18 protein-coding genes are annotated in these 23283 nt (G+C 46.7%); 14 read left to right on the top strand and 4 right to left on the bottom strand.

The window, feature by feature from the left end:
- Nucleotides 1–92 precede the first annotated feature (92 nt).
- Nucleotides 93–1979, top strand: coding sequence for a beta-L-arabinofuranosidase domain-containing protein (locus AC0VYE_RS22345; protein WP_475442912.1), 1887 nt, complete (start codon nucleotides 93–95; stop codon nucleotides 1977–1979).
- Nucleotides 1980–2324: 345 nt separating this feature from the next.
- Here the strand turns inward: AC0VYE_RS22345 and AC0VYE_RS22340 are convergent, their stop codons facing one another.
- Both AC0VYE_RS22340 and AC0VYE_RS22335 read right to left on the bottom strand, forming a co-directional pair.
- The gene (locus AC0VYE_RS22340; RefSeq protein WP_475442911.1) at nucleotides 2325–3242 is read right to left on the bottom strand and encodes a DUF4358 domain-containing protein; all 918 of its coding nucleotides are present in this window, start codon (nucleotides 3240–3242) and stop codon (nucleotides 2325–2327) included.
- Nucleotides 3243–3318: 76 nt separating this feature from the next.
- Nucleotides 3319–4209, bottom strand: a complete 891-nt coding sequence (locus AC0VYE_RS22335) for a helix-turn-helix transcriptional regulator (RefSeq protein WP_475442910.1) — start codon at nucleotides 4207–4209, stop codon at nucleotides 3319–3321.
- A 126-nt stretch (nucleotides 4210–4335) separates the two neighbouring features.
- Between AC0VYE_RS22335 and AC0VYE_RS22330 the strand changes: the two genes are divergently transcribed.
- From AC0VYE_RS22330 to AC0VYE_RS22285, 10 genes are all read left to right on the top strand, one after another.
- On the top strand, nucleotides 4336–5223 hold the full coding sequence (locus AC0VYE_RS22330) for a sugar phosphate isomerase/epimerase family protein (protein ID WP_076266736.1): 888 nt from the start codon (nucleotides 4336–4338) through the stop codon (nucleotides 5221–5223).
- A gap of 34 nt (nucleotides 5224–5257) precedes the next feature.
- Nucleotides 5258–6310 carry a Gfo/Idh/MocA family protein gene (locus AC0VYE_RS22325; protein ID WP_475442909.1) on the top strand — a complete coding sequence of 351 codons (1053 nt, stop codon included), beginning with the start codon at nucleotides 5258–5260 and terminating at the stop codon, nucleotides 6308–6310.
- A 165-nt stretch (nucleotides 6311–6475) separates the two neighbouring features.
- Nucleotides 6476–8011 (top strand): sugar ABC transporter ATP-binding protein, encoded by a 1536-nt coding sequence (locus tag AC0VYE_RS22320; RefSeq protein ID WP_475442908.1) that lies wholly within the window; start codon nucleotides 6476–6478, stop codon nucleotides 8009–8011.
- The gene (locus AC0VYE_RS22315) at nucleotides 7983–8990 is read left to right on the top strand and encodes an ABC transporter permease (RefSeq protein WP_475442907.1); all 1008 of its coding nucleotides are present in this window, start codon (nucleotides 7983–7985) and stop codon (nucleotides 8988–8990) included. Before AC0VYE_RS22320 ends, AC0VYE_RS22315 begins: the two co-directional genes overlap by 29 nt.
- Nucleotides 8990–10018: a galactofuranose ABC transporter, permease protein YjfF gene (gene yjfF / locus AC0VYE_RS22310; RefSeq protein WP_076266740.1), complete on the top strand. Its 1029-nt coding sequence runs from the start codon at nucleotides 8990–8992 to the stop codon at nucleotides 10016–10018. Before AC0VYE_RS22315 ends, yjfF begins: the two co-directional genes overlap by 1 nt.
- 70 nt (nucleotides 10019–10088) lie before the next feature.
- Complete coding sequence (locus tag AC0VYE_RS22305) at nucleotides 10089–11138, top strand: ABC transporter substrate-binding protein (RefSeq protein ID WP_475442906.1); 1050 nt, start codon at nucleotides 10089–10091, stop codon at nucleotides 11136–11138.
- A gap of 117 nt (nucleotides 11139–11255) precedes the next feature.
- Nucleotides 11256–13028: a cache domain-containing sensor histidine kinase gene (locus AC0VYE_RS22300; protein WP_475442905.1), complete on the top strand. Its 1773-nt coding sequence runs from the start codon at nucleotides 11256–11258 to the stop codon at nucleotides 13026–13028.
- 24 nt (nucleotides 13029–13052) lie between these two features.
- Nucleotides 13053–14264 (top strand): response regulator, encoded by a 1212-nt coding sequence (locus tag AC0VYE_RS22295; RefSeq protein ID WP_076266743.1) that lies wholly within the window; start codon nucleotides 13053–13055, stop codon nucleotides 14262–14264.
- Entirely contained in the window at nucleotides 14261–16141 is a 1881-nt protein-coding gene (locus AC0VYE_RS22290) for a substrate-binding domain-containing protein (RefSeq protein ID WP_475442904.1), read from the top strand. Before AC0VYE_RS22295 ends, AC0VYE_RS22290 begins: the two co-directional genes overlap by 4 nt.
- Before the next feature lie 85 nt (nucleotides 16142–16226).
- The gene (locus tag AC0VYE_RS22285) at nucleotides 16227–17387 is read left to right on the top strand and encodes a sn-glycerol-1-phosphate dehydrogenase (protein WP_475442903.1); all 1161 of its coding nucleotides are present in this window, start codon (nucleotides 16227–16229) and stop codon (nucleotides 17385–17387) included.
- Nucleotides 17388–17450: 63 nt separating this feature from the next.
- Here AC0VYE_RS22285 and AC0VYE_RS22280 read toward each other — a convergent pair whose 3' ends face one another.
- Nucleotides 17451–18278, bottom strand: coding sequence for an aldo/keto reductase (locus tag AC0VYE_RS22280; protein ID WP_076266746.1), 828 nt, complete (start codon nucleotides 18276–18278; stop codon nucleotides 17451–17453).
- Between the two features lie 16 nt (nucleotides 18279–18294).
- On the bottom strand, nucleotides 18295–19461 hold the full coding sequence (locus AC0VYE_RS22275; protein ID WP_076266747.1) for an iron-containing alcohol dehydrogenase: 1167 nt from the start codon (nucleotides 19459–19461) through the stop codon (nucleotides 18295–18297).
- A gap of 183 nt (nucleotides 19462–19644) precedes the next feature.
- Between AC0VYE_RS22275 and AC0VYE_RS22270 the strand changes: the two genes are divergently transcribed.
- From AC0VYE_RS22270 to AC0VYE_RS22260, 3 genes are all read left to right on the top strand, one after another.
- Nucleotides 19645–20550 carry an ArsR/SmtB family transcription factor gene (locus tag AC0VYE_RS22270; RefSeq protein ID WP_076266748.1) on the top strand — a complete coding sequence of 302 codons (906 nt, stop codon included), beginning with the start codon at nucleotides 19645–19647 and terminating at the stop codon, nucleotides 20548–20550.
- A 255-nt stretch (nucleotides 20551–20805) separates the two neighbouring features.
- The gene (locus AC0VYE_RS22265; RefSeq protein ID WP_475442902.1) at nucleotides 20806–22875 is read left to right on the top strand and encodes a bifunctional aldolase/short-chain dehydrogenase; all 2070 of its coding nucleotides are present in this window, start codon (nucleotides 20806–20808) and stop codon (nucleotides 22873–22875) included.
- Between the two features lie 13 nt (nucleotides 22876–22888).
- Nucleotides 22889–23260, top strand: coding sequence for a sensory rhodopsin transducer (locus tag AC0VYE_RS22260; RefSeq protein ID WP_076266750.1), 372 nt, complete (start codon nucleotides 22889–22891; stop codon nucleotides 23258–23260).
- Nucleotides 23261–23283 lie beyond the last annotated feature (23 nt).

Here is a 23283-nt window from a genome sequence, read left to right as displayed (position 1 = left end):
AAAAGTGGTTGAGATCAGCTATCCAATCGGGCAAGTCCCGCATGGTATATTCGGTATGCATTCATCATGGCATGAAGGAGTGGTACAGAAGCATGGGACAATTACATGAAGCATTCGGGGCGCTGCCGCTTGGCAGCATTAAGGCAGAAGGCTGGCTGTATAATCAGCTTCGAATACAAGCGGATGGACTTACGGGTCATCTGGAGGAGCATTGGGCGGATGTAGGCCCGAACAATGGTTGGATCGGAGGGGAAGGGGAGAGCTGGGAACGCGGTCCCTATTATTTGGACGGGCTGCTGCCGCTTGCGTATATATTGGGCGATGAGAAGCTGATCGCGAAAGCGAACCGTTGGATAGAATGGTCGCTCGCCAGCCAGCAGGAGAATGGCTTTTTTGGGCCTGCACATATTACGACGGTTAATAATGACCTGGATAAGAAGCAGGACTGGTGGCATTTCATGATTATGCTTAAGGTGATGATGCAATATGAGGAGGCAACGAGCGATGAACGAATCGTTCCATTTCTTAGCAAATTTTTCGGTTATGTAAGCTCGATTATTGAGGAGCAGCCTTTGCGCGGTTGGGCGAAGTCGCGCGGTTCCGAAATGCTGTTATGTATTTTATGGCTATATAAGAAGACGGAAGATGCCGAGCTGCTCAAGCTGGCTGATATCGTTGCCAGTCAAACACTGGATTGGACGGATATTTTCCATGACTTCCCGTTCTGGAGAAAAGTAGAGCAATGGGATTTTCGGACACATGTTGTCAATGTAGCGATGGGTATTAAGATGCCAGGCATCTTATATGAGCTGTATGGTGAGAATGTTCAGCGTGATGCGGTTCATCGCGGCATAGACAGCTTGATGACTCATCATGGGCAGGCGCATGGCATGTTCTCCGGCGACGAATGGCTGTCGGGTACACATCCGAGCCAAGGGGTTGAGCTCTGCGCAGTCGTGGAATATATGTATTCGATGGAGCAGCTTACTCGGATTTTTGGCGAAGGGCGATTCGGTGATATTTTGGAGAAGGTGGCGTTCAACGCGCTGCCAGCTACGATTTCCAAGGATTGGAGCGCGCATCAATATGATCAGCAGGTGAATCAAATTGTTTGCAATGTAGCGCCTAGAAATTGGAGCAACGGGCCAGATGCCAATCTATTTGGCTTAGAGCCTAATTTTGGCTGCTGTACATCAAATATGCATCAGGGATGGCCAAAGTTTGCTTCTCATCTGTGGATGACGGATGCAGCCGGAGGTTTGGCAGCTGTATCGTATGCTCCATGCCATGTCCAAACGTCAGTTGCAGACGGCATTGCAGCTGAGGTGCGAGTAAGCGGACAATATCCGTTCCGTGATGAAGTGACGATCGAGCTAGTGCTTGAACGTTCCGCTACTTTTGCTATTTCGCTGCGTGTCCCGGAATGGTCGATCAGTCCGAGCCTGCTTGTGAATGGTGAAACTATTATTTTAAACCCAGTAAAAGGTTATGCGCGAATTGAACGGGAATGGCAAGACGGTGATAAGCTGCTGCTGAAGCTGCCTATGGAGGTTCGTACCGTTTCTCGTAATTTGTACGCAGTAAGCGTAGAACGTGGACCTTTAGTCTACGCTCTGCCGCTGGTGGAAAACTGGCAGCTGCTCAAGACGCGTGAACGGTTTCATGACTGGGAAATATATCCGGGTTCTCCATGGAAATATGGCCTGCTCGCGGACACGAGCTTTGAGGTAATGGTGAGCGAAGATGCGATTCCCTATCAGCCGTTTGATGCGGCTGCTGCGCCGATCCGCTTGAAAGCAAGCGGCAAGCTTGTTGCAGAATGGCGGATGGAAGGCAACAATGCGGGTACTCCGCCTCTCAATCCAGATACAGAGGGTCAGCCGGTGACTGAGCTGGAGCTGGTCCCGTATGGCAGCGCGAAGCTACGAATCGGTGAATTCCCGCTGCTTGGAGATCGAAAGCCGGTTATTCGGAGATAAGCAAAGCGACATCGCACGCTTTACAACAAAATGGCGGTGCAGGAGTTGTTCCTGCACCGCCATTTTTCTATTAAGACTATATTCTATACTTATTTTTACGAAATGAGCTAGTTTTATTGAAATAGACCTATATTTTAGTCTTATTTTTGGCTGAATGACCTATTGGGGACCATTCGGCGGGTTATGAGGCAAATTAAGCCTATTTTCTATACCTATTTTTGACAAAAAGGGCTAATGTCTTGAAAATAGGTATAGATTTTAGCTCTATAATACCCAATCGTCAAATGGACGAAGTTGAGTCCCGCAAGGTTTATATTTATCTTAGATAGACTTAATTCTCCATCATTATTTTTTCTTGAAAAACGCATTGAAAAGTTCAGCTGTTTTTTTCTGGTCAGGCGTGATCGAGAAGAGAACAAAATCTCCATTGTGCAGGATTTGATAGTTTAAAGCCTGTTCGTATTGATCTTGTACATAGGTTTCGAATACTTTTTGCACAGCCTCGGCACGTTTCTTGAACAGAGCTTCAATGTCGGAAAAGTCTTTCTCTGACTTGAGCTGAACAACGGAAAACTCTCCAGCTTGAATCATTATCATCGGTTGATAGAAAATGCCGTCAATCAGCATCGTTTCCGGGTCTATGCTATAGCTGTCTTTTATTCGTTCGCCTTCAACTTCCGAAAGCGACCCAAGCCCTGCATCGGCTTTTATTTTGGCTGCGATATCAGCAACGGTGACCGCACCAGATGGATTGCCTGGATCTGGTTTCGTCGTCGGCTTCGGTGTAGGAGACGGCGTAGCAATCGGCAGGGTGGATGGCTTCGGTGTAACCGTTGGTTTAATGATTGGCTTCTCGGTTGGTGTCTCGGTGTTTGGCTTCTCAGTCGGTACTGGAGAGGCTGGTTTCTTGGTCGGCTTTATGGTTGGCAAAGGTTTAGCTGAGGCTGCAGGTTTCTTCGTTGGTTTCGCAGTCGCAGCAGGTTCATCAGTCTTTGCTGGTTGTTTAGTTGGAGCAGGTGTGGCCGTCTCTACAGCATCCGATGGAGATGTGGCGGCTGTCGGCGCTTCAGTAGTTATATCCTCAGTCGCAGTAGGGAGTGGTGCCTCAGTAGGCTTGTCCGTTGCGGTATTTCCACCTGATATTGAAGAACTGCTCTCGTCATTATTCAATGGTTTGCCGGCGCTGCTGCAGGCAGCTGTAATGACCGTTATGAGTATAACCATGGATATGACGGAGAAGTATTTCGTTTTAAGCATAAACATCCAATAATCTCCTTTAATCATCGTTGTAAGTAAGACGCAGGGAAAGGCCAAAAGGTTGCTGTACGCTCATCTGCCGCTATTGCAGCTTACGTGCCTGCGAGGGGGTAATCCCTTTGTATTGCTTGTATAGCTTCGTAAAATAGTTCGGATTCTCGCAGCCTACCTTTGCTGCAATTTCAGTAATCGTGTCATTGCTTTCGCGCAGCAGCCGCTCGGCTTCGTTCATGCGATTGACATTTACATATTCGACAAAGGTGCGTCCTGTCAGCTTTTTGAACAGCTTGCAAAAATGGTAGGGATTGAGGCTGACTTGCTTGGCGGCCTGTTCAATCGACATTTTTTCGAGAAAATCAGATTCGATACGCTGAATGAGCAGCTTGAAGCGGTCGCGATTGACAAAGTATGGTTCCGCCGGCATGCCTACCAGCTGACGCTCGATGAAAGTGCGGGAAAGAAGCGTAAATAGAGCATACAGCTTTGATTTGACGATTAGCTGATAGGCTGGCGGCTTGGCTATCAGCTCAGTAATTGCTTCTTCCAGCAGCGAGTAATGCTGAAGGCAGGACTCATCCTGCTCGGCCGGCTTAACGGGATAACGAAGCCTACCCTCCAAGTAAGGCGCAACAAACTGCGCATGCAGCGGATCATGCACCCAATCATTGAAGAGGGATGCGTTGAAGACGATACAATCATAATAAATATTGTCGTAACCCAGTGCATAGCCGACATGAAGACCGCCGCCTGGGATGAGCAGCACTTCTCCTGGCTTGACGACAAATGGACGGCTGTCGATATGGAAGAGAGCTTTGCCTTCTCTCATAATGATAATCTCGAAATGCTCATGCCAGTGTAAATAGAGGAAACATTCATTTGGCGTTACATTATAGGCACGGTTTTGGAAGAGCTGAAATGGATACGCTTTTTGCTCTAGACGCGTATTTTCCCATAGCTCTTTCGGATAGCTCATCTACAGCACCTCCAACACAAGATTCGACTAGTATTGCGCAAGATTGTATAGAGAAATATGCAAAACTCCTAGTTATAATGAAGTTGTTGAGAATACTATAAGCCAATATTGGAGTGATATACAAGGATGAATAACAAATTGAGAATTGGAACGCTTGTCGGCGGCGGGAATGCGGATCAGATCATTCCACAAATCGTAAAGCACGGATTTGAATCGTTTAACTTAACTTTCTGGCAAACGACTGGTGAAACAGATCTTGTGGAGATGGCTAAACGGGTAAGAGCGCTCGCAGATGAACATGACTTTGTTGTTCCAGCTGTAAGCGTTTTCGGAAACCCGCTAACGGGAGAAGGAAACAACGCAGATACGCTTGCGAGCTGGGAGCGTCTGATTGATCATGCGCATCTGTTTGGAGCTGATATTGTATCTGGGTTCACAGGCCGCTTGACGAATCAACCGATTGACGAGTCTATTCCGAAATTCAAGGAAGTATTCGGGGAGCTCACACGCAGAGCAGCGGATAAAGGTGTACGGATTGCTTTTGAAAACTGCGATATGGGCGGAACCTGGGGGACAGGCGATTGGAATATTGCCCATAACCCGGCAGCCTGGGAACTTATGTTTAACGCGGTGCCGCTGGACAACATCGGATTGGAATGGGAGCCTTGCCACCAAATGGTCAGCTTAATCGATCCGATTCCGCAGCTGCGCAAATGGGCGAATAAGGTGTTCCATGTGCATGGCAAAGATGCAACGATCGCTTGGGATATCGTGAAGGAGCACGGGGTACACAGCAAGCAGCAGTATGTATGGCACCGTACACCTGGTTTTGGCGATACCAACTGGAAAGATATTATTACGATTTTGAGACAGAACGATTATAAAGGCACAATTGATATTGAGGGCTGGCATGATCCTGTTTACAAGGACGAGTTGGAAATGACAGGACAAGTACATGCGCTTAATTATTTGAAAAACTGCCGCGGCGGCGATTTTGTCCCTAATCCGGTATAGAAAATAATAGAGTTCAAAAAAAGGAGAGAATACAATGTCGATTAAGCATCGTGTAGTCGTAGCCGGCTGCGGAGGCATGGCGAACACTTGGGTAGACTACGCCAAAGAACGGGAAGACACTGAAATTGTTGGGCTTGTTGATATTAAGGAAGAGTTTGCGCAAGCGATGGCTGAACGCAAGGGACTTCATTGTCCAACCTTTACCGACATTAAAAAAGCGATCGCGGAGACGGATGCTACGATCGTATTCGATGTGACTATTCCAGCAAGCCATTATACAATCAGCACGACGGCTCTAGAGATGGGCTGTCATGTCTTCGGAGAAAAGCCGCTTGCAGAATCGATGGCTGATTGCAATGCAATCGTACGTATTGCTGCCGAGTCGGAAAGAACACATGCCGTAATGCAAAATCGCAGGTTTGACCCGCGCATTCGTGCTTTTCGGCAATTGCTTGAGGAGGGCACGATCGGCAAACCAGGTTTTGTCGGCGCAGACTTTTTTCTAGGCGCTCATTTTGGCGGGTTCCGCGACGCGATGGACAGCCCATTGCTGCTGGATATGGCGATTCATACCTTCGATCAGGCGAGATTTATTATTGGTGCCGATCCTGTATCTGTCTACTGTCATGAGTTTAACCCTCCTGGCTCTTGGTATGCTGGAAATGCAAATGCGATCTGTATCTTTGAGATGTCCGACGGCTCCGTATTTAATTATCGCGGATCTTGGTGCGCGGAGGGGGCATCCACAACATGGGAGGCTTCTTGGAGAGTAACTGGCGAGCATGGTACAGCGATTTGGGAAGGAGATAACAACCCGTATGCGGAGATCGTAGTTAGCGGCGATCAGAGCGGGAAATTCATACGTGACTATAAACGAGTAGAATCCCAGCTTCCAGAGATGGAAAATACGCATCATAAAGGCTGTTTGGACAATATGTTCGCTTCGCTTGAGGCAGGCAGCAAGCCGGAAACGGATTGCAGCGACAATATTTATAGTATGGCGATGGTTCTAGCTTCACTTGAGAGTGCAAAAACTGGTCAAAAGGTACAAATTGCTGGCTTTATGGAAGCAGCGGCAGGCAAATAAATCATAGGTGAACAAGAGAGTGACTCCGAGCTGACACAGCTGCGGGGTCGCTCTTTTGTTTTGCATAAATGTCCGAATTCATTAAAAAAAGACCTATATTTCTAAATACGAACGATGGTCGTTTTTTCTACAATTGGAGGTGAAAACGGAAAGAGGTGAAGGACCATGGGCACCGATTATGTGCTGCATATGAAAGGAATTAGCAAATCGTTTCCTGGCGTCAAGGCGCTTTCAAATGTTGATTTTGGTCTCAGGAAAGGCGAGATCCATGCGCTCATGGGAGAGAACGGCGCAGGAAAATCGACGTTGATTAAAGTAGCGACCGGCGTGCACAAATGGGATGTTGGAGAGGTGCTGCTTGCTGGCAGGACGATAGCTCCAAAATCTCCGCTGGAAGCACAGCGGCTTGGCATAAGTACGGTATATCAAGAGGTCAATTTATGCCCAAATCTTAGCGTGGCTGAGAACATTTATATTGGTCGTCATCCAAGAAAACGCGGATTAATAGACTGGGACAAAATGTACCAAGGCAGCGAGCGGCTGCTGGAGCGTCTAGACCTTGCGATTGATGTTAAGCAAACATTGTCGCATTATTCGGTCGCTATTCAGCAAATGGTAGCTATTGCGAGAGCTGTTGATATTTCGAACGGTATTCTTATATTGGATGAGCCTACGTCAAGCCTTGATGCGAATGAGGTTAAACAGCTGTTCAAAGTTATGCGCATTCTAAAGCAAGAAGGCATGGGCATCGTATTTGTAACTCATTTCCTAGACCAGGTATATGAAGTAACCGACCGGATTACGGTGCTGCGCAATGGGATGCTCGTCGGCGAATATTTAACGAAGGATTTAACCAAAACAGAGCTTGTGTCCCATATGATCGGCAGGGAATGGAGCGTAGAAGAAGCAACAGGGAAAAAAGCAGTAGAGCGAACGGCTGGCGAAAACTTTTTGGAGGCCAGCTCGCTTGGCAAACGAGGCAGCATTAATCCTATCGATCTTCAGATCGGGAAAGGGGAGGTGCTTGGTCTTGCAGGACTTCTTGGCTCAGGCCGAACAGAAATCGCTAAGCTCATCTTTGGCATCGACAAAGCGGATGAAGGCAGCTTGACCATTGACGGCGAGCTTATTTCTTCGATGTATCCGCAGAAAGCTATTCAGAAAGGGCTTGGATTCACGCCAGAGGATCGCAAAGTAGCAGGCATCATAGGAGAGCTTACCATTCGTGAAAATATTGTCTTGGCGCTGCAAGCCCGTAAAGGCCTCTTCTCATTCATACCGCTGCGCAAGCAGAAGGAAATCGCCAATTATTACATTGATTTGCTAAAGATCAAAACGCCAAGCGCGGAGCAGAAGATTGAAAATCTAAGCGGCGGTAATCAGCAAAAGGTTATTTTGGCGAGGTGGCTTGCTACGCAGCCGAAGCTGCTTATTCTGGATGAGCCGACACGCGGAATCGATGTTGGTTCCAAGATGGAAATCCGCAAGCTCATTCTTGATTTGGCGGCAACAGGCATATCGATCCTCATCATATCGGCGGAGCTAGAGGAAATCGTTCAATGCTGCAATCGGATTATCGTTTTACGCGATCGGATTAAGATCGGCGAGGTCGCCGGCGCAAACATGCGCGAGAACATTATTATGGAAATGATTGCGAAGGGAGCGGAAATGTATGGCGGGTCTGACGGGATTGGCGCGTAATTTAAGCAAGCAGAAAATCATTTGGCCGATTCTGGCACTCGCTGTATTGTTTCTTTTCAATTTGATCGTCATCCCAGATTTTTTTCGAATGGAATGGAAGGATGGTCATTTATTCGGCAATTTAATTGATATTTTGAAAAATGGATCGCCGCTCATCATTATTGCTATTGGCATGACTTTAGTCATTGCTAAAGAGGGAATTGATATATCCGTAGGATCAGTTCTCGCTATTTCGGGGGCTATCGCGGTATTTATGCTCGATGGTTATCCACTTTGGCTTGTCATTCTGGCAGGGGTATTTGCAGGGTTATTATGCGGCTTATGGAATGGGATGCTGGTTGCGATGATTGGCATTCAGCCGATGGTGGCTACCTTAATTTTGCTTACGATTGGCCGAGGAATCGCTCAACTAATTACGAGCGGGCAAGTGCTTACGACTAACGATAAGGCGTATCAGTTTATTGGAAAAGGGCATTTGCTAGGGCTGCCATTTCCACTGTTCATTGCGATGGCTGTATTTTTACTCGTATATCTATTCAAAACGCGTACCGCATTCGGACTTTTTCTAGAGGCTGCCGGCGGCAATAAGACAGCGAGCAGCTATGCGGGTATACGTCCTAACGTAATCTTCATGACCGCTTATACGATTACGGGCATTTGCGCCGGTATTGCCGGCATTATTATTAGTGCAAACGTAGCAAGTGCAGATGCGAACAATGCCGGACTGTGGATAGAGCTGGATGCTATTTTAGCTGTCGTAATTGGCGGAACCTCGATGCGTGGCGGACGCTTCTACCTTGGCGGAACGATCTTCGGAGCCTTGTTCATCCAAAGTTTGACAACGACGATTTATTCTTTGGGTGTTGAGCCTTCCAGCATTTTGCTCGTTAAAGCGGTTGTTGTTATTATCGTCTGCTTGATTCAATCCGACTTATTCCGGCAGTCATTCAAATTGGTGAAAAAGAAGGTGGCGGCATAATGAAGCTGATTTCTCTGAAAATTAGCCATAACAATATTATTGTTTTGGCTACGCTGCTTCTTTTGTTTATTTTGTACGGATCAGGTGCTGCGCTTTACAAGGGCTTTTTCTCCATGCAAGTATTTTTGAATCTATTTATAGACAACGCCTATCTCATTATTGTGGCCACAGGCATGGCATTCGTCATTATTAAAGGCGGCATCGATTTATCCGTAGCTTCGGTCGTTGCGCTGATCAGCATGGTGTCGGCGTCACTCTTCCAGCATGGGGCAAACGCGCTTGTTGTAACGATCGTTGCTCTCGTCATTGGTACGCTGTTTGGGGCAGGACAAGGGTATTTAATTCAGAGATTTCAGCTGCATCCTTGGATTGTCACGCTGGCGGGAATGTTCCTTGCTAGAGGGATCAGCTTTCTCATCAGCACGGAGAGTATCGTTATTAGCAATTCGGTTTATGTGAAGCTCTCCCAATACAAAATTTATTTGTGGGGCGATCATTTTATAACGATTAGTGTCGTCATTGCTATTGCCGTTGTGATCGCTGCTCTTCTGATTGGGCGGTATTCCTCCTTCGGCAGGGCGGTGTATGCGATTGGCGGCAGTGAAAAGTCCGCTGTTTTGATGGGGCTGCCTGTTGCGCGAACGACAATTCTTGTATACACCTTAAGCGGTTTGTTCTCTGCAATTGGGGGCATCGTGTTTACACTTTATATGCTGTCGGGCTATTCGCTGCATTTGATGGGGATGGAAATGGATGCAATTGCGTCGTGCGTTATTGGCGGTATTTTGCTCACTGGCGGATTTGGTTATTTGATCGGGCCAACGCTCGGCGTGCTTTGTACAGGTATTATACAAACGATCATTATGTTTCAAGGGACGCTCAGCTCTTGGTGGACGAAGATTACGATTGGATTTTTATTGTTTCTTTTCATGGCTTTTCAACGAATTATTGTGATGAGAAAAGAAAAAAACGCCTTGCCAGCTTCCAAAAATAAACCGAAATTTGAAAATAAAGTCGTTAATTTGTAAATACAGAACATTTGCAACATTTGTATATTGAGAGTGTAGCCAATACAAGTTCGATAGGGAGGAAATAAGAATGAACAGAAAGAAACCGTTTATCGTCACGATGCTAGCTGCGATTATGCTGGTAGGCTTGATCGCCGGTTGTGGCAACAACAGCAATAATGGGGGCAATAAACCAGCAAACGGAAATGCAACAAACAAGCCAACAGAGAATGCGGCAACGGAAGCACCACCGGAAGCGAACAAGAAGCTGGTTGTAGGATTCGCGCAAATCGGTGCGGAAAGCGGCTGGCGTGATGCTGAGACCGATTCGGTTAAAGCGACATTTAGCGAAGATCCGAACTTCGAGCTGAAATTCTCTGACGCACAACAAAAGCAAGAAAACCAAATTAAAGCGATCCGTACGTTTATCGCCCAAAAAGTAGATGCCATTGGACTTGCGCCAGTCGTAGAATCAGGCTGGGAAACGGTATTGAAGGAAGCTAAAGATGCGAATATTCCAGTGTTTTTGCTAGACCGCGGCATTACAAAAGGCAATGAGGACTTGTATGTATCGTTTATCGGTTCCGACTTTATTCTCGAGGGTCAAAACGCAGCGAAATGGATGATCGATGAGTTTGGCGCTGGCGCTCAGGTCAACATCGTTCAATTGGAAGGCACAGTAGGTGCAAGCGCAGCGAATGACCGTAAAAAAGGATTCGAGGATGCGATTGCTGGCGAAGCCGGCTACAAAATCGTTTATTCCCAAACAGGCGATTTCACTCGCGCCAAAGGTAAAGAGGTCATGGAAGCTTATTTGAAAAAGGATAAAAACATCCAAGTTGTCTACGCACATAATGACGACATGGCGCTAGGCGCGATTCAAGCGATTGAAGAGGCGGGCTTAAAGCCAGGTACAGATATTAAAATTATCGGCGTTGACGGCATTAAAGCAGCTTTTGAAGCGATTGCAGAAGGTAAAATGAATGTTACTGTAGAATGTAATCCATTGCTGGGACCACAGCTGAAGCAAGCGATTCTCGATTACAAAGCTGGCACTACGCTCGAAAAATGGATTAAATCGGATGAGGACGTTTATTTCGGCCAAAAAGCAATCGATGCGCTGCCAAATCGCAAATATTAATCGTTATGGCAATTGAAGATAGGTAAATTACGAGACTGCAGAAGAGAAAAATCTCTTATGCAGTTTCGTTTTTCGCATTTCAAAGGAAATGATCACTATTTGATGAGGACGGATTGAATGTTTATGCTAAGCGGTTTATTTGCGAATCGTAGTATCCGTTTCAAGCTTTTATTTTATTTCGTCATCATTACTTTATTTTCAATCGCTGCGCTCAGCATTCTGGGCAGCACCTTATACAAAAATGCTATTGAAGAGGAAACGAACGCACATACGGTGCAAATGATGGATCAGGTAAAAAACCACATTGAAGTATACATAAAAGAAATGGATAACATTATTTATTATTTGTCGCAGGACGCGTCGGTCATCGAATTTATGAGAAGGTCGAATAACGAATCAGGGCAGCTGAAGCTGCTGGATTCTAAGGTGAGGAAACTTCAGAGGGTCTATATAGAGAAGCATGTAGAAATTGCTGGAGCAATGATTGTGAGCCGCAACAACCAATTCGCAAGCAGCGGCTTAGAGCCGATTACGAGAGATTTTATGACGGAAGAGCAGTGGTATAAGAAGGCAGCTCTTCAGCCGGAGCATATTCATTTGTTCAGCCATCCGATTGGGAGAAATATTAGAGCAGAGCAAAATTTAAGCGCCGATCAGGTGCTGTCGTTCGTGCGGGCCGTAAAGGACCCGTTGACCGGCCAAGTGCTTGGCGTTATTTTGATCGATATGAAATTAGACATTATTCAGGCGATCGTAGAATCGGTATCGCTAGGGAAAAGCGGCTTTATTTTTATTATGGATGAGAATGGCGGTGTCGTGTATTCGCCGGTCAATCCGATTGTGTACCGCATTTCGGGCGATTGGATGGAGGGGCGCTCTGGCAAAGTCATTCGCCAAGTCAATGAGCTTGAATACCAGATGATCTATAATACCTTTCCAGAGTTTGATTGGCGAATCGTCGGCGTGTTTCCGCTTAAGGAGTCGCTTCAAGTCGTTGCGGACATTCAATTTTATACCGTTATTATTGCGCTTGTCACGTTGCTGCTTGCCTTTATGGCATCCTGGTATTTCACGAATGCGATCGTTCGTCCCGTTGGGAAGCTGCGTAGTTTAATGAAAAAGGTAGAAGAAGGCGAGCTTCATCTGCGCTTTCCTAGTAAAACGAAAGATGAGATCGGACAGCTGGGCAATAGCTTTAACCATATGGTGCAGGAAATTGACAATTTAATTCATCTTGTATATTTGGAGCAAAGGGAGAAACGCGAGGCCGAGTTGAAAATATTGCAAGCGCAAATTAAACCTCATTTCCTCTATAACACGCTGGATACGATTCAGTGGATGGCACAGGACCGGGATGCCGATGATATCGTCGATATCGTAGTTGCCTTAACTCATCTCTTCCGAATCAGCCTTAGCAAAGGTCGGGAGGTTATTCCGCTTAGCGACGAGATTCAGCATGTGGAAAGCTATTTGATTATTCAAATGGCCAGATATGAGGATAAATTATCCTTTGAGATCGACATTCCGCAGGAGCTGCAGACGCTAAGCGTGCTCAAAATCATTTTGCAGCCGCTCGTCGAGAACGCAATTTATCATGGCATCAAAGAAAAACTGGCTAAAGGCACGATTCGTATACATGGCTCTGCAGAAGACAATAAGCTGGTTCTTGTCGTTGAAGATGACGGCGTAGGGTTTGAAGCGGAGCGGCTGATTCAGATGAATGAATCGTTTCATGCTATCCGGCAAAGCAGCGAAGATCGAGGTTATGGATTGTACAATGTGAATGAACGAATCAAGCTGTCATATGGCTCTGGTTATGGTCTTACCATTGAGAGCGAGCGCGGACAAGGCTCCAAAATCGTGGTAAAGCTACCGTTAATGGTTGGATAACTCGAAATGGCTGGGGGTATGGGGATGTGGAAGCTGCTTATAGCGGATGATGAGCCGAAGATTCGCAGAGGATTAGCCAAGGTGCTTCCTTGGGAGGAGCTTGGCATAGAACTGGTAGGCGAAGCCGAGAACGGCTTGCAAGCGCTTGAGCTTGCGGAAGAGCGTAAGCCCGATATTTTGTTTGTTGATATTTGCATGCCATTTGTAGACGGGCTGGAGTTCATTGAGCGGCTGCGGCAAACGCTGGAACGCAGCATTGTCATCGTTATTTCAGGACATGATGAGTTTCGTTACGCGCAGCAGGCGGTAAAGCTGCATGTATTCGAATACATGCTCAAGCCTGTAATGAAAAGCAAGCTGGAGACTGTTGTACGCAAAGCGATAAGCGAGCTTGAGCAGAAACGAGACAAGGAGCAAAAGCTGGAATGGATGGATCAGCAGCTCAAAACCAATTCCGTCGCGATTCGGGATACGTTTTTGTTGAAATGGCTGGAAGGCATTATTGCGCCTGAGGAAATTCATAATCAGACCGCCTTCCTAAGACTGGGCTGGGTAGATGCTGTCGGCATGATCGCCTTTAAGGTGATTCAAAACGTGGAATCCGGCAAGGCGATGCGCGTGTGGGACCGCGACCTTCTGGAGTTTGCTTTGAAAAACATTACAGAGGATCTGCTTGCTGGCAATGGAGCTGGCAATCATGTCGTGCTTAACGATAAGAAAGGTCAAATCATCGTCATGGGCTGTTTAGACAGCTATAACGAATGGCTTAAGTTAGGACAGAAAATTCAAGATAAAATGGAAGCGCTTCTTGAAAAAACGATTATTTTTGAGCAGCAGGCAGTGGAGAGTACCGAAGAGCTTCCGAAGCTGTACCGTACGTTGTCAAGAGAGCTTAGCAGCAAAGGCAGCTTGTCTCCGATCGTTATTTTGACGAAAAAGTTTATTGATCGTAATTTCTACATGCCTTCGCTGACGCTTGGCGATGTCGCTGAAGGTGTACAGGTGAGTCCTACTTATTTAAGCAAGCAGCTGAAGCGGGAGCTTGGGCTTTCTTTTATCGATTATTTGACGGAGGTTCGAATTCGGAAAGCGATTCAATTGATGAGCGATCCCTTGTTCAAAGTGTATGAAATTGCGGAGAAGGTAGGGTACAGCAGCCAGCATTATTTCAGCAGCGCCTTTAAGAAGGTGACTGGAACCTCGCCGATGGTCTATAAGAAAGGGATACGTTCATGATTGGAAGAAAGGCAGCAGGTTTTCTTATCCTTTGCTTGATTTTTGTCGCTTTGGTAGTATGGACGCGGGCGTGCGTAATGAACGAGAAGGTAACGAAAAATGACAGCGGATACAATTATTTGATCGGAGTGTCCCAGCCCAATTTGAGCGAGCCTTGGCGCGTGGCCATGAATGAGGAAATTCAGCAGGAGGTCAGCAGGCACTCGGATATGCGCGTCATCTTCACCGATGCCGCGCAAAGCAGCGAGCAGCAGGCGAAGGATGTGAAGAAGCTGGTTGGATATGGCATCGATCTGCTCATCATATCGCTTGATGATCCAGTAGCTCTCACACAAACAGTAAGCTCCGTTTACGAGAATATCCCTGTTATCGTGCTCGGAAGAGGCGTGACAGGATATGATTATACGCTATATGTAGGTACGGACGATGAAATGATCGGCAGAAAAGCAGGCGAATTTGCAATGGAAACGCTGGGTGAGTTGGGCGGTAAAATAATTGAAATGCAAGGGCTGGCCGGTTCTCCGACCGTTGAAGAACGCAGCAATGGGTTCCGAGAAGCGATTCATAATTCCAAGCTTAGCATCGTGCAGACGATGAATGCGGATTGGCAGCGTGACCTTGCGGAGGATCTGCTAACGGATTGGTTAAAAGATCAACCCGAGGTTGACTTAATCTTTGCCCATAATGAAGCTATGGCATTAGGCGCATACCGAGCAGTACAGAAGCTTGATAGGAATGATATTAATATTATCGGTATCGATGGCGTCAATTCTGAAAACGGCAGCCTGCAGCTCGTTTCGGAGAACAAGCTGACAGGCACTTTTACAAGCCCCCCTGGCGGCAAGGAAGCGATCCGTTATGCGATCGATATATTGAATAAAGAAAAGGGAATTCCCAAAAAGGTTATTTTGCGCAGTCAGAAAATAACGAATCAACTAGAGGGGAAGGGTGAGCCGCGCGTTACGCATTCACCAGCGCCTACGCTCCAAGAGGCACAATCTCCAATTGTATTAGGTTTTGCGCAGGTGGGTACGGAAAGCGGCTGGCGAATCGCGAATACAAAGTCGGTGATTAATGCGGCAAAGGAGGCAGGCGTGGAGCTGCTTTATGAGAATGCGGAGCAGTCGCAGGATAAACAAATTGAACTGATTCGGCAGTTTATAAACAAAAAGGTGGATGTGATCGCCTTCTCACCGAAGACGGAGACCGGCTGGGAAGAGGTATTGAAGGAAGCGAAGGAGGCAGGAATTCCAGTCATATTGTCTGATCGTGAAGTGAACGTAAGCGATGATACGCTGTGGACAGCTTACATCGGTTCAGATTTTCGCGAGGAAGGCAGAAGGGCGGCAAGATGGTTGATGCAAGAGGCAGAGGAAGGACAAAGCTATCAATTCGTCGAGCTGCAAGGAACCGCACACTCTGCTCCAGCTGTTGGGCGAATGCAGGGGTTCAAGGAGGTTATCCAAACCGATCAAAACTTCACCTTGCTTGAATCATTGCAAGGCGACTTTACGAAGAAGAAGGGCAAAGAGCTGATGGCGGCAGCGCTGAAACGTCATGGCTCTGCGATAAACGTCGTTTATTCCCATAACGATGATATGGCTTTAGGAGCTGTTGAGGCCATAGAGGATTTTGGCTTGCGGCCGGGTAAGGACATTGCGATCATCTCTGTTGATGCAACAAAGTCAGCTCTTAAAGCTTTAAGTATCGGAAAGCTTAACTTTGCAGTTGAATGCAACGCGCTGCTTGGCCCTCAGCTCATGAAGGCTGTTAAGGATTTGTCGGAGGGCAAGGAGCTTCCGATGAAGATTATTACGGCTGAAGGTGTTTTTACGCAGGAATCTGCCAAAATGGCGCTGGCAAGCCGTGAATATTAATAGAAGGAGAGTGCTGTTAAAGTTGACAAGGTATGCCATACAAGAGCAGAATAAAAATATTACACTACGAAATGAGGCATAGCCCATGTCAAACCTTATTGATAGAGTGAAAAAGCTAGCAGCAGGTTTTGATGAAGAAACGTTGCGAGAGATTGAAATAAACCCTTTGCTAGTCGAAGCGGGTGCCCTTCAAGCGGTAGCTCCTTATATAAAGGAAAAGCAGTATAGTCAGGTAGTTATCGCTGCGGATGCGATTACATACAACATTGCCGGTAAACTTCTAGAGGAAGCCATTGCCGCGCAAGGTATTTCTGTTCATGTGACAATCATAAAGGCGGACCGTCAAGGCGATGTCATTGCGGATGAAGCATCGATCGTGCAGCTCTTATTGGATATTCAACTGCGCAAAGCACAGGTAGTCATTGCAGCAGGCTCAGGAACGATACATGATATTTCTCGTTATGCCGCTTATACAGCGGGCATTCCCTTTGTATCCGTTCCGACTGCGCCATCTGTTGACGGCTTCAATTCCAAAGGAGCGCCGATTATTATTCGCGGCGAGAAGAAGACGATCGCGGCCATTGGCCCCGATGCGATATTTGCTGATTTGGAAATCCTCGCAGCGGCGCCAGCAGTCATGGTAGCTGCTGGCTTTGGCGATATGCTGGGAAAATATACATCGTTATTTGATTGGAGCTTTGGCGCAGCTGAAGGCGGTGAGCCCTATTCAGAAGAGGTTGCTGAAATTACGCGTATTGCACTTAACAAATGTGTAGAGAATGCCTCGTTAATTGCAACCCGTGACCAGCAAGGCATTCGCATACTTATTGAAGCGCTTATTGAGTCCGGCCTTGCCATGCTCTTATTCGGTCAATCACATTCGGCGTCTGGATCAGAGCATCATTTGTCGCATTTCTGGGAAATGGAATATATTCGCCTTGGCAAAAGACAGCTGCTGCACGGTGCGAAGGTTGGCGTAGCCTGCGCGGAAATTTCCAAGCTATATCACCAGCTTGCCGCTGAAGAAGAAGGTCTAGCTTTTACAGCTAATCCTGAGAAGGTACGGGAGGCTATTGCCGCACTTCCGGATGAAGCCCAAATCAGAGCGTGGCTAAAGCAGGTTGGCGGACCGACCACGACGGAGGAGCTCGGCGTTGATAAGGAGCTGCTCACGGCAAGCTTGCAGAAAGCGCATCTCGTTAGGCCAAACAGATATACGTTACTAAGGGTTTATAATTCCATTTAAGCAAAAAACGGCTCCATCCTTTGAAACAAGGATGGAGCCGTTTTTAATTTGAAGTGATTTAATTTAGAAGTTGAAATTATCTGGATCTGGGCCAAAACGGTGATCTTGGTTAAGCGCACTGATTTGAGCCATTTCCTCAGACGTTAGCGTGAAATCGAAAATATTTCCATTTTCTTTAATGCGAGCCGGAGTAATCGATTTCGGTATCGTAACGATCTCGTTTTGCAGATCCCAACGAAGCACCACTTGAGCAGGCGATTTACCGTATTTGGCAGCAATATCAGCGAGCACGCTTTGATCCAGGTTTCCTTGCATAAGCGGGCTCCAAGCCATTAGCTGAATGCTGCGGCTCTTGGCAAAAGCGTGAAGCTCCGTTTGTGTAAGAAGCGGGTGGTATTCCACTTGATTGACCATAGGAACAAATTCACCTGCTGTAATGACATCCTGTAGATGATGAATTTGGAAGTTGCTCACGCCAATAGCACGTACGTAACCGTCACGATACAGCTTTTCAAGCGCGCGCCAAGTTTCCAAGTACTTATCCTTTACAGGCCAGTGGATGAGCAATAGATCAACAACTTCAATGCCAAGTTTCCGTCTGCTGTCTTCAAAGGCAGTCAGCGTGGAATCGTAGCCTTGATGAGCATTCCAAATTTTTGTCGTTACAAAAATTTCGTCGCGCGCGATCCCGCTGTTGCGAATACCAGCGCCAACACCCTCTTCATTATTGTAAGCTGCTGCTGTATCGATGCTTCTATAACCAGCTTCAATCGCAGAGGCGACCGTTCTTTCCGCTTCGCCATCATCTTTCACTTTCCATACGCCAAGACCAAGCCAAGGCATTTTTACTCCGTTACTTAATGTGGTATGTGCTGTTAGGGCATGAGTCATTTATCGTAACCTCCAGTTAAAGTGATAATTCCAAAATAGCTTTAACATCTTGTTTTTCCAAACGCTTGAATGAACCAATCGTGCCATAACGTACAGCTTCCTCAGCCATGCGATCCAGTTTGTCGCTTCCGATCTCAAAGTCGGCAAGACGTGACTCAGCGCCAATTTTCGTGAAGAAATCACGAGTGGCTTGAATGCCTTCAAGAGCGATTTCGTTGTCTGATTTGCCTTCAGGATTCACATTCCATACACGAGTTGCATATTGAACGAAACGATCCACCCGCTCTTCATAAACGTACTTCATCCAGTTGGGGAAAATAACAGCCAAGCCTGCGCCGTGCGGAATATCGTAAATGGCGCTCACTTCATGCTCAATGCCGTGCGAAGCCCAGTCATTGCTCATGCCAACGCTGATAAGACCGCCATTCAAAGCCATCGTACCACACCACATAAGGTTCGCGCGAGCAGCCGCATCCTCAGGGTTTTCAAGAGCTAGCTCAACATTCTCAATTACCGTTTGCAAAATGGATTCGCAGAAGCGCTCCTGCAGCGGTGTATTTGGCGTTAAGCTGAAATATTGCTCGAACACATGTGACATGATGTCTACAGCGCCGTTAACGGTATGATTGCGAGGAACCGTGTACGTAAGCGTAGGATCGAGAATCGAGAACGCCGGATACGTATGCGAGCTGCCAAAAGCACGCTTTAAGTTTTCTTCCCAGTTCGTAACGACCGAAGAACCGTTCATTTCCGAACCTGTTGCAGCCAGTGTCAAAATCGTACCAAGCGGAAGCGCTTTTTGAATAACAGCTTTGCCTGTGAAGAAATCCCATACATCGCCTTCATAAGGAACACCTGCAGCGATAGCTTTGGCTGCATCAATAACGCTGCCTCCGCCAACGGCTAGAATGAAATCAACGCCTTCAGCGCGGCAAATGTCGATCCCTTTTTTGACGGTAGTTAAACGCGGGTTTGGTTCAATATTAGGAAGCTCGTGCACTTTGATGCCAGCTTCTTGAAGAAGGCTTACGGTTTGATCGTACAAGCCTGTTTTTTTGACGCTGCCTGATCCGTAAACGAGCAGGACCGTTTTGCCGTATTTGGAGGTTAATTGGCCTACTTGCTTGGCTGTACCTTCACCAAACACAATATGAGTTGGATTAACGAATTGAAATGAGTTCATCTTAATTCCTCCTAAAACTATTTAGATAACTAAAAAGGTAACTAAATATCTTTTGAGTTATGTATACGCCGTTTATTTTAGTTAATTCTACTCCATAAGTCAAGGTGGAGCAGGGAAGTGTTGAAAGGATAACTTTTTAGTTATATAATGATTTGAAATTAGCTAGAGACAGGGGAAGCAGCAATGGAAATTGAAGTGAGCAGCCGCAATATGAAGTTTCTTGAATGCTTCTCATCACACACACGGGTCAAAATGATTGAATTGCTAGGCGTGCAGCCTATGAATATAAAAAGCTTATCCGAGGCGCTAGATATAAAGTCTCCTATCGTTACAAGACATATTCATATGCTGGAGGAAGCCGGCATTGTTCGCAGCGAAAGCGTGGCTGGCAAGCGCGGCATGCAAAAGATATGCCATCTCCAGCTGTCGCAGGCGATGCTGGTTTTTAAGAGTGAACCCGTCACGGACGAAACGAAGCGTTACTCGGTTTCACTGCCTGTGGGACATTATTCATCGTACCAAATTAAACCAACCTGCGGACTGGCATCCGATACTCAAATGATTGGGATGTGCGATGATCCGCGTTATTTTGCCGATCCAGAGCATGTCCATGCCAAAGTCTTATGGTTCGGTTCAGGATTTGTGGAATACCGTATACCCAATTATATGGTGAATAACGAAATGCCAGAGTCGCTCGAAATTGCGATGGAGATTTGTTCGGACACGCCTTGCAGCGTCAACCACCTGCCATCGGATATTGCTTTTACGATTAACGGTGTCGGTGTTGGAACGTGGACGTATCCAGGCGATTTTGGAAGCTCACGAGGGTTGTATACTCCCGAGTGGTGGCATAAAAATATTCAGTATGGCTTTATGAAAACGATCCGCGTTAACCAGCAAGGCTCGTATATTGATGGCATTAAAGTATCTGATGTTACGATTGGCGAGCTAATGCTCGCTTATGATAAAGAAATTTTATTCCGCATCTCATCCAGCACAACGACGAGAAATTGCGGCGGCGTTACGCTGTTTGGCAAAGGATTCGGAAATTATAACCAAGATATTGAAGTGACGCTGCGCTGCCAGTAAGGAATGCTGTGTAGTATATATAATGAAGAGATGCCCCTTTAGGTTTTTACGACCTTGAGGGGCATCTTTTTTTGTTAGTCTAATAAGTACATGCTTGCTGCCCGAAACTGTGGGAATAGCTTGTTTAGTCAAAAATATAAAAAGAAAACGATAAATATACATCTTTGTTTGTTTTTGAAATAATCATATTCAAACATAAACAAATGTGATATGATCGATTCAAACAAATACAAAACATCATTCGGAGGTATATCCATGGTACAAAGTTTGTGGGAAAACGAAAAAGCATCGCAGTTGGAAGGCGGATTGACTGAGCTCGTATATCGCTCCAACATCATCGGTGCAGATCGCAGAGTTTGCAATTACGGCGGCGGCAATACGTCTAGCAAAACAATCGTAAAAGATTTCCGCGGTCGCGACGTTGAAGTGATGTATGTGAAGGGCAGCGGTTCGGATCTTGCTTCTATGAAAGCAGGCAATTTTACTGGACTGCGGATGGATGATATCCGTCCATTATTTGAACGTGCTGAAATGCCGGACGAAGAGATGGTTGCTTACCTTGTCAACTGCATGATCGATTCGAAGCACCCGCGTGCGTCGATTGAAACGCTATTGCATGCTTTTCTTCCATTCAAACATGTGGATCATACACATCCGGATTCTATTATTAGCTTGTGCTGTGCGGATAACGGAAAAGCGCTTGCGAAGGAAATTTTCGGCGACCGTTTTGTCTGGGTTCCTTATGTTCGTCCTGGCTTCAACCTCTCCAAAATGATTGCCGAAGGTGTTCTTGCCAATCCAAATGCCGAGCTGGTGCTGATGGAAAAGCACGGCCTTGTTACTTGGGGCGAGACTAGCGAGGAGTGTTACGCGCAAACGATCAAAATCATTTCCGAGGCAGAGGCATTCATTGAATCTCGTTTTGACGAGGCTTCATTGTTTGGCGGCGTGAAATACGAGGTGCTCGAAGCTGATGTTCGCAAAAGCGTAGCTGCACAGGTTATGCCAACCATTCGCGGCGCAGTGAGCGATGCGAAGAAGATGATTTTGACATTTGACGATGAGGCGGATGTGCTTGCATTCGTAAGCGGGAATAATTCTCCGACATTATCGCAGGTCGGCGCTGCATGCCCGGATCATTTGGTGCATACGAAGGTTGTTCCATTGTTTATTGACTGGACGCCAAATGCAGAGGATATCGATGGTTTGAAGGCGAAACTATCAGAAGGAATCGCTGCATACAAAGAGCAATATAAAGCTTATTTTGAACGCAACAAAAATGAAGGCGACATCATGTTTGAAGCAGCGCCTCGCGTAATTCTAATTCCGGGTATCGGTATGATCAACACCGGCAAGAGCTGGGCGATGGCACAAGTGAGCGGAGCGCTATACCACCGTGCGATTGCCGTGATGCGCGGCGCAACAGCATTAGGTGATTTCGTATCGCTTAGCGAGAACGAGTCGTACAACGTGGAATACTGGCCATTAGAGCTTTACAAATTGTCGCTTGCTCCGGCTGAAACGGAATTTTCGCGTAAGGTTGCTTTCATTACAGGCGGCGCTGGCGGTATCGGAAGTGAAACAGCACGCCGTTTAGTATCAGAGGGTGCGCATGTTGTGCTTGCAGATCTTAATCTTGAAGGCGCGCAAAAGGTTGCCTCTGAAATTAATGAGAAATTTGGCGAATGCCGAGCAACAGCCGTGAAAATGGATGTGACGAGCGAAGAGCAGGTCAAAGCTGCTTATGCAGAGACAGCACTTGCTTACGGCGGCGTGGACATTATCGTGAACAACGCTGGTCTTGCGACTTCAAGCCCATTCGACGAGACATCGCTTAAGGAATGGAATTTGAATATGAATGTGCTCGGAACAGGTTATTTCCTGGTCGCTCGCGAAGCATTTAAATTAATGAAGCAGCAAAGCATTGGCGGCAACATGGTGTTCATCGGTTCGAAAAACTCTGTGTACGCGGGTAAAAATGCATCTGCTTATAGCTCGGCAAAAGCGCTTGAAGCTCATTTGGCACGCTGTATCGCAGCTGAGGGCGGCGAATTCGGCATTCGTGTAAATACGATTTTGCCGGATGCGATTTTGCAGGGGTCAGCAATTTGGAACGGCAGCTGGCGGAATGAACGTGCTGCGGCTTATGGCATTGAGCCGGATCAGCTGGAAGAATACTACCGCAAGCGCACGACGCTGCTAGTCAACATTTATCCGCGCGACATCGCAGAGGGCATTGCATTTTTTGCCTCCTCCAAAGCAGATAAAACGACAGGCTGTATGTTAACTATTGACGGCGGCGTACCTGCTGCATTCACCCGTTAGGAGGTTAGGCGATATGATCCAAGGGAGAGGCGAGAAATCTTGGTATATACCGGATGGTTATATACCGCCAGATAGCACGGGAACGCTAACCAGCCATGAATCGATATGCGTGCTGAATTGCTCCACCGAAGAGGCCATTATTCATATTACGATTTATTTTGAGGATCGCGAGCCGATGGAAGATATTCAAGTTGTTGTTCCCGGCAGACGAACAAACCATATACGCACCAGCTCATTAATGAAGGAAGGGGCGTCGATTCCAATCGGCGTTCCTTACGCCATTGAGGTGCAGAGCAATATTCCAATCATTGTACAATACAGCAGATTAGATTCGACGCAGGCAGAGAATACGTTGATGTCTACGATGGCTTTTCCAATCAAATAGGTTGAAAATATAAATGAGAGGGT

Source organism: Pristimantibacillus sp. Z349TD_6 (assembly GCF_056173205.1).
The sequence above is the reverse complement of the archived record's forward strand: the minus strand, read 5'-3'. Positions and strand labels throughout refer to the sequence as shown.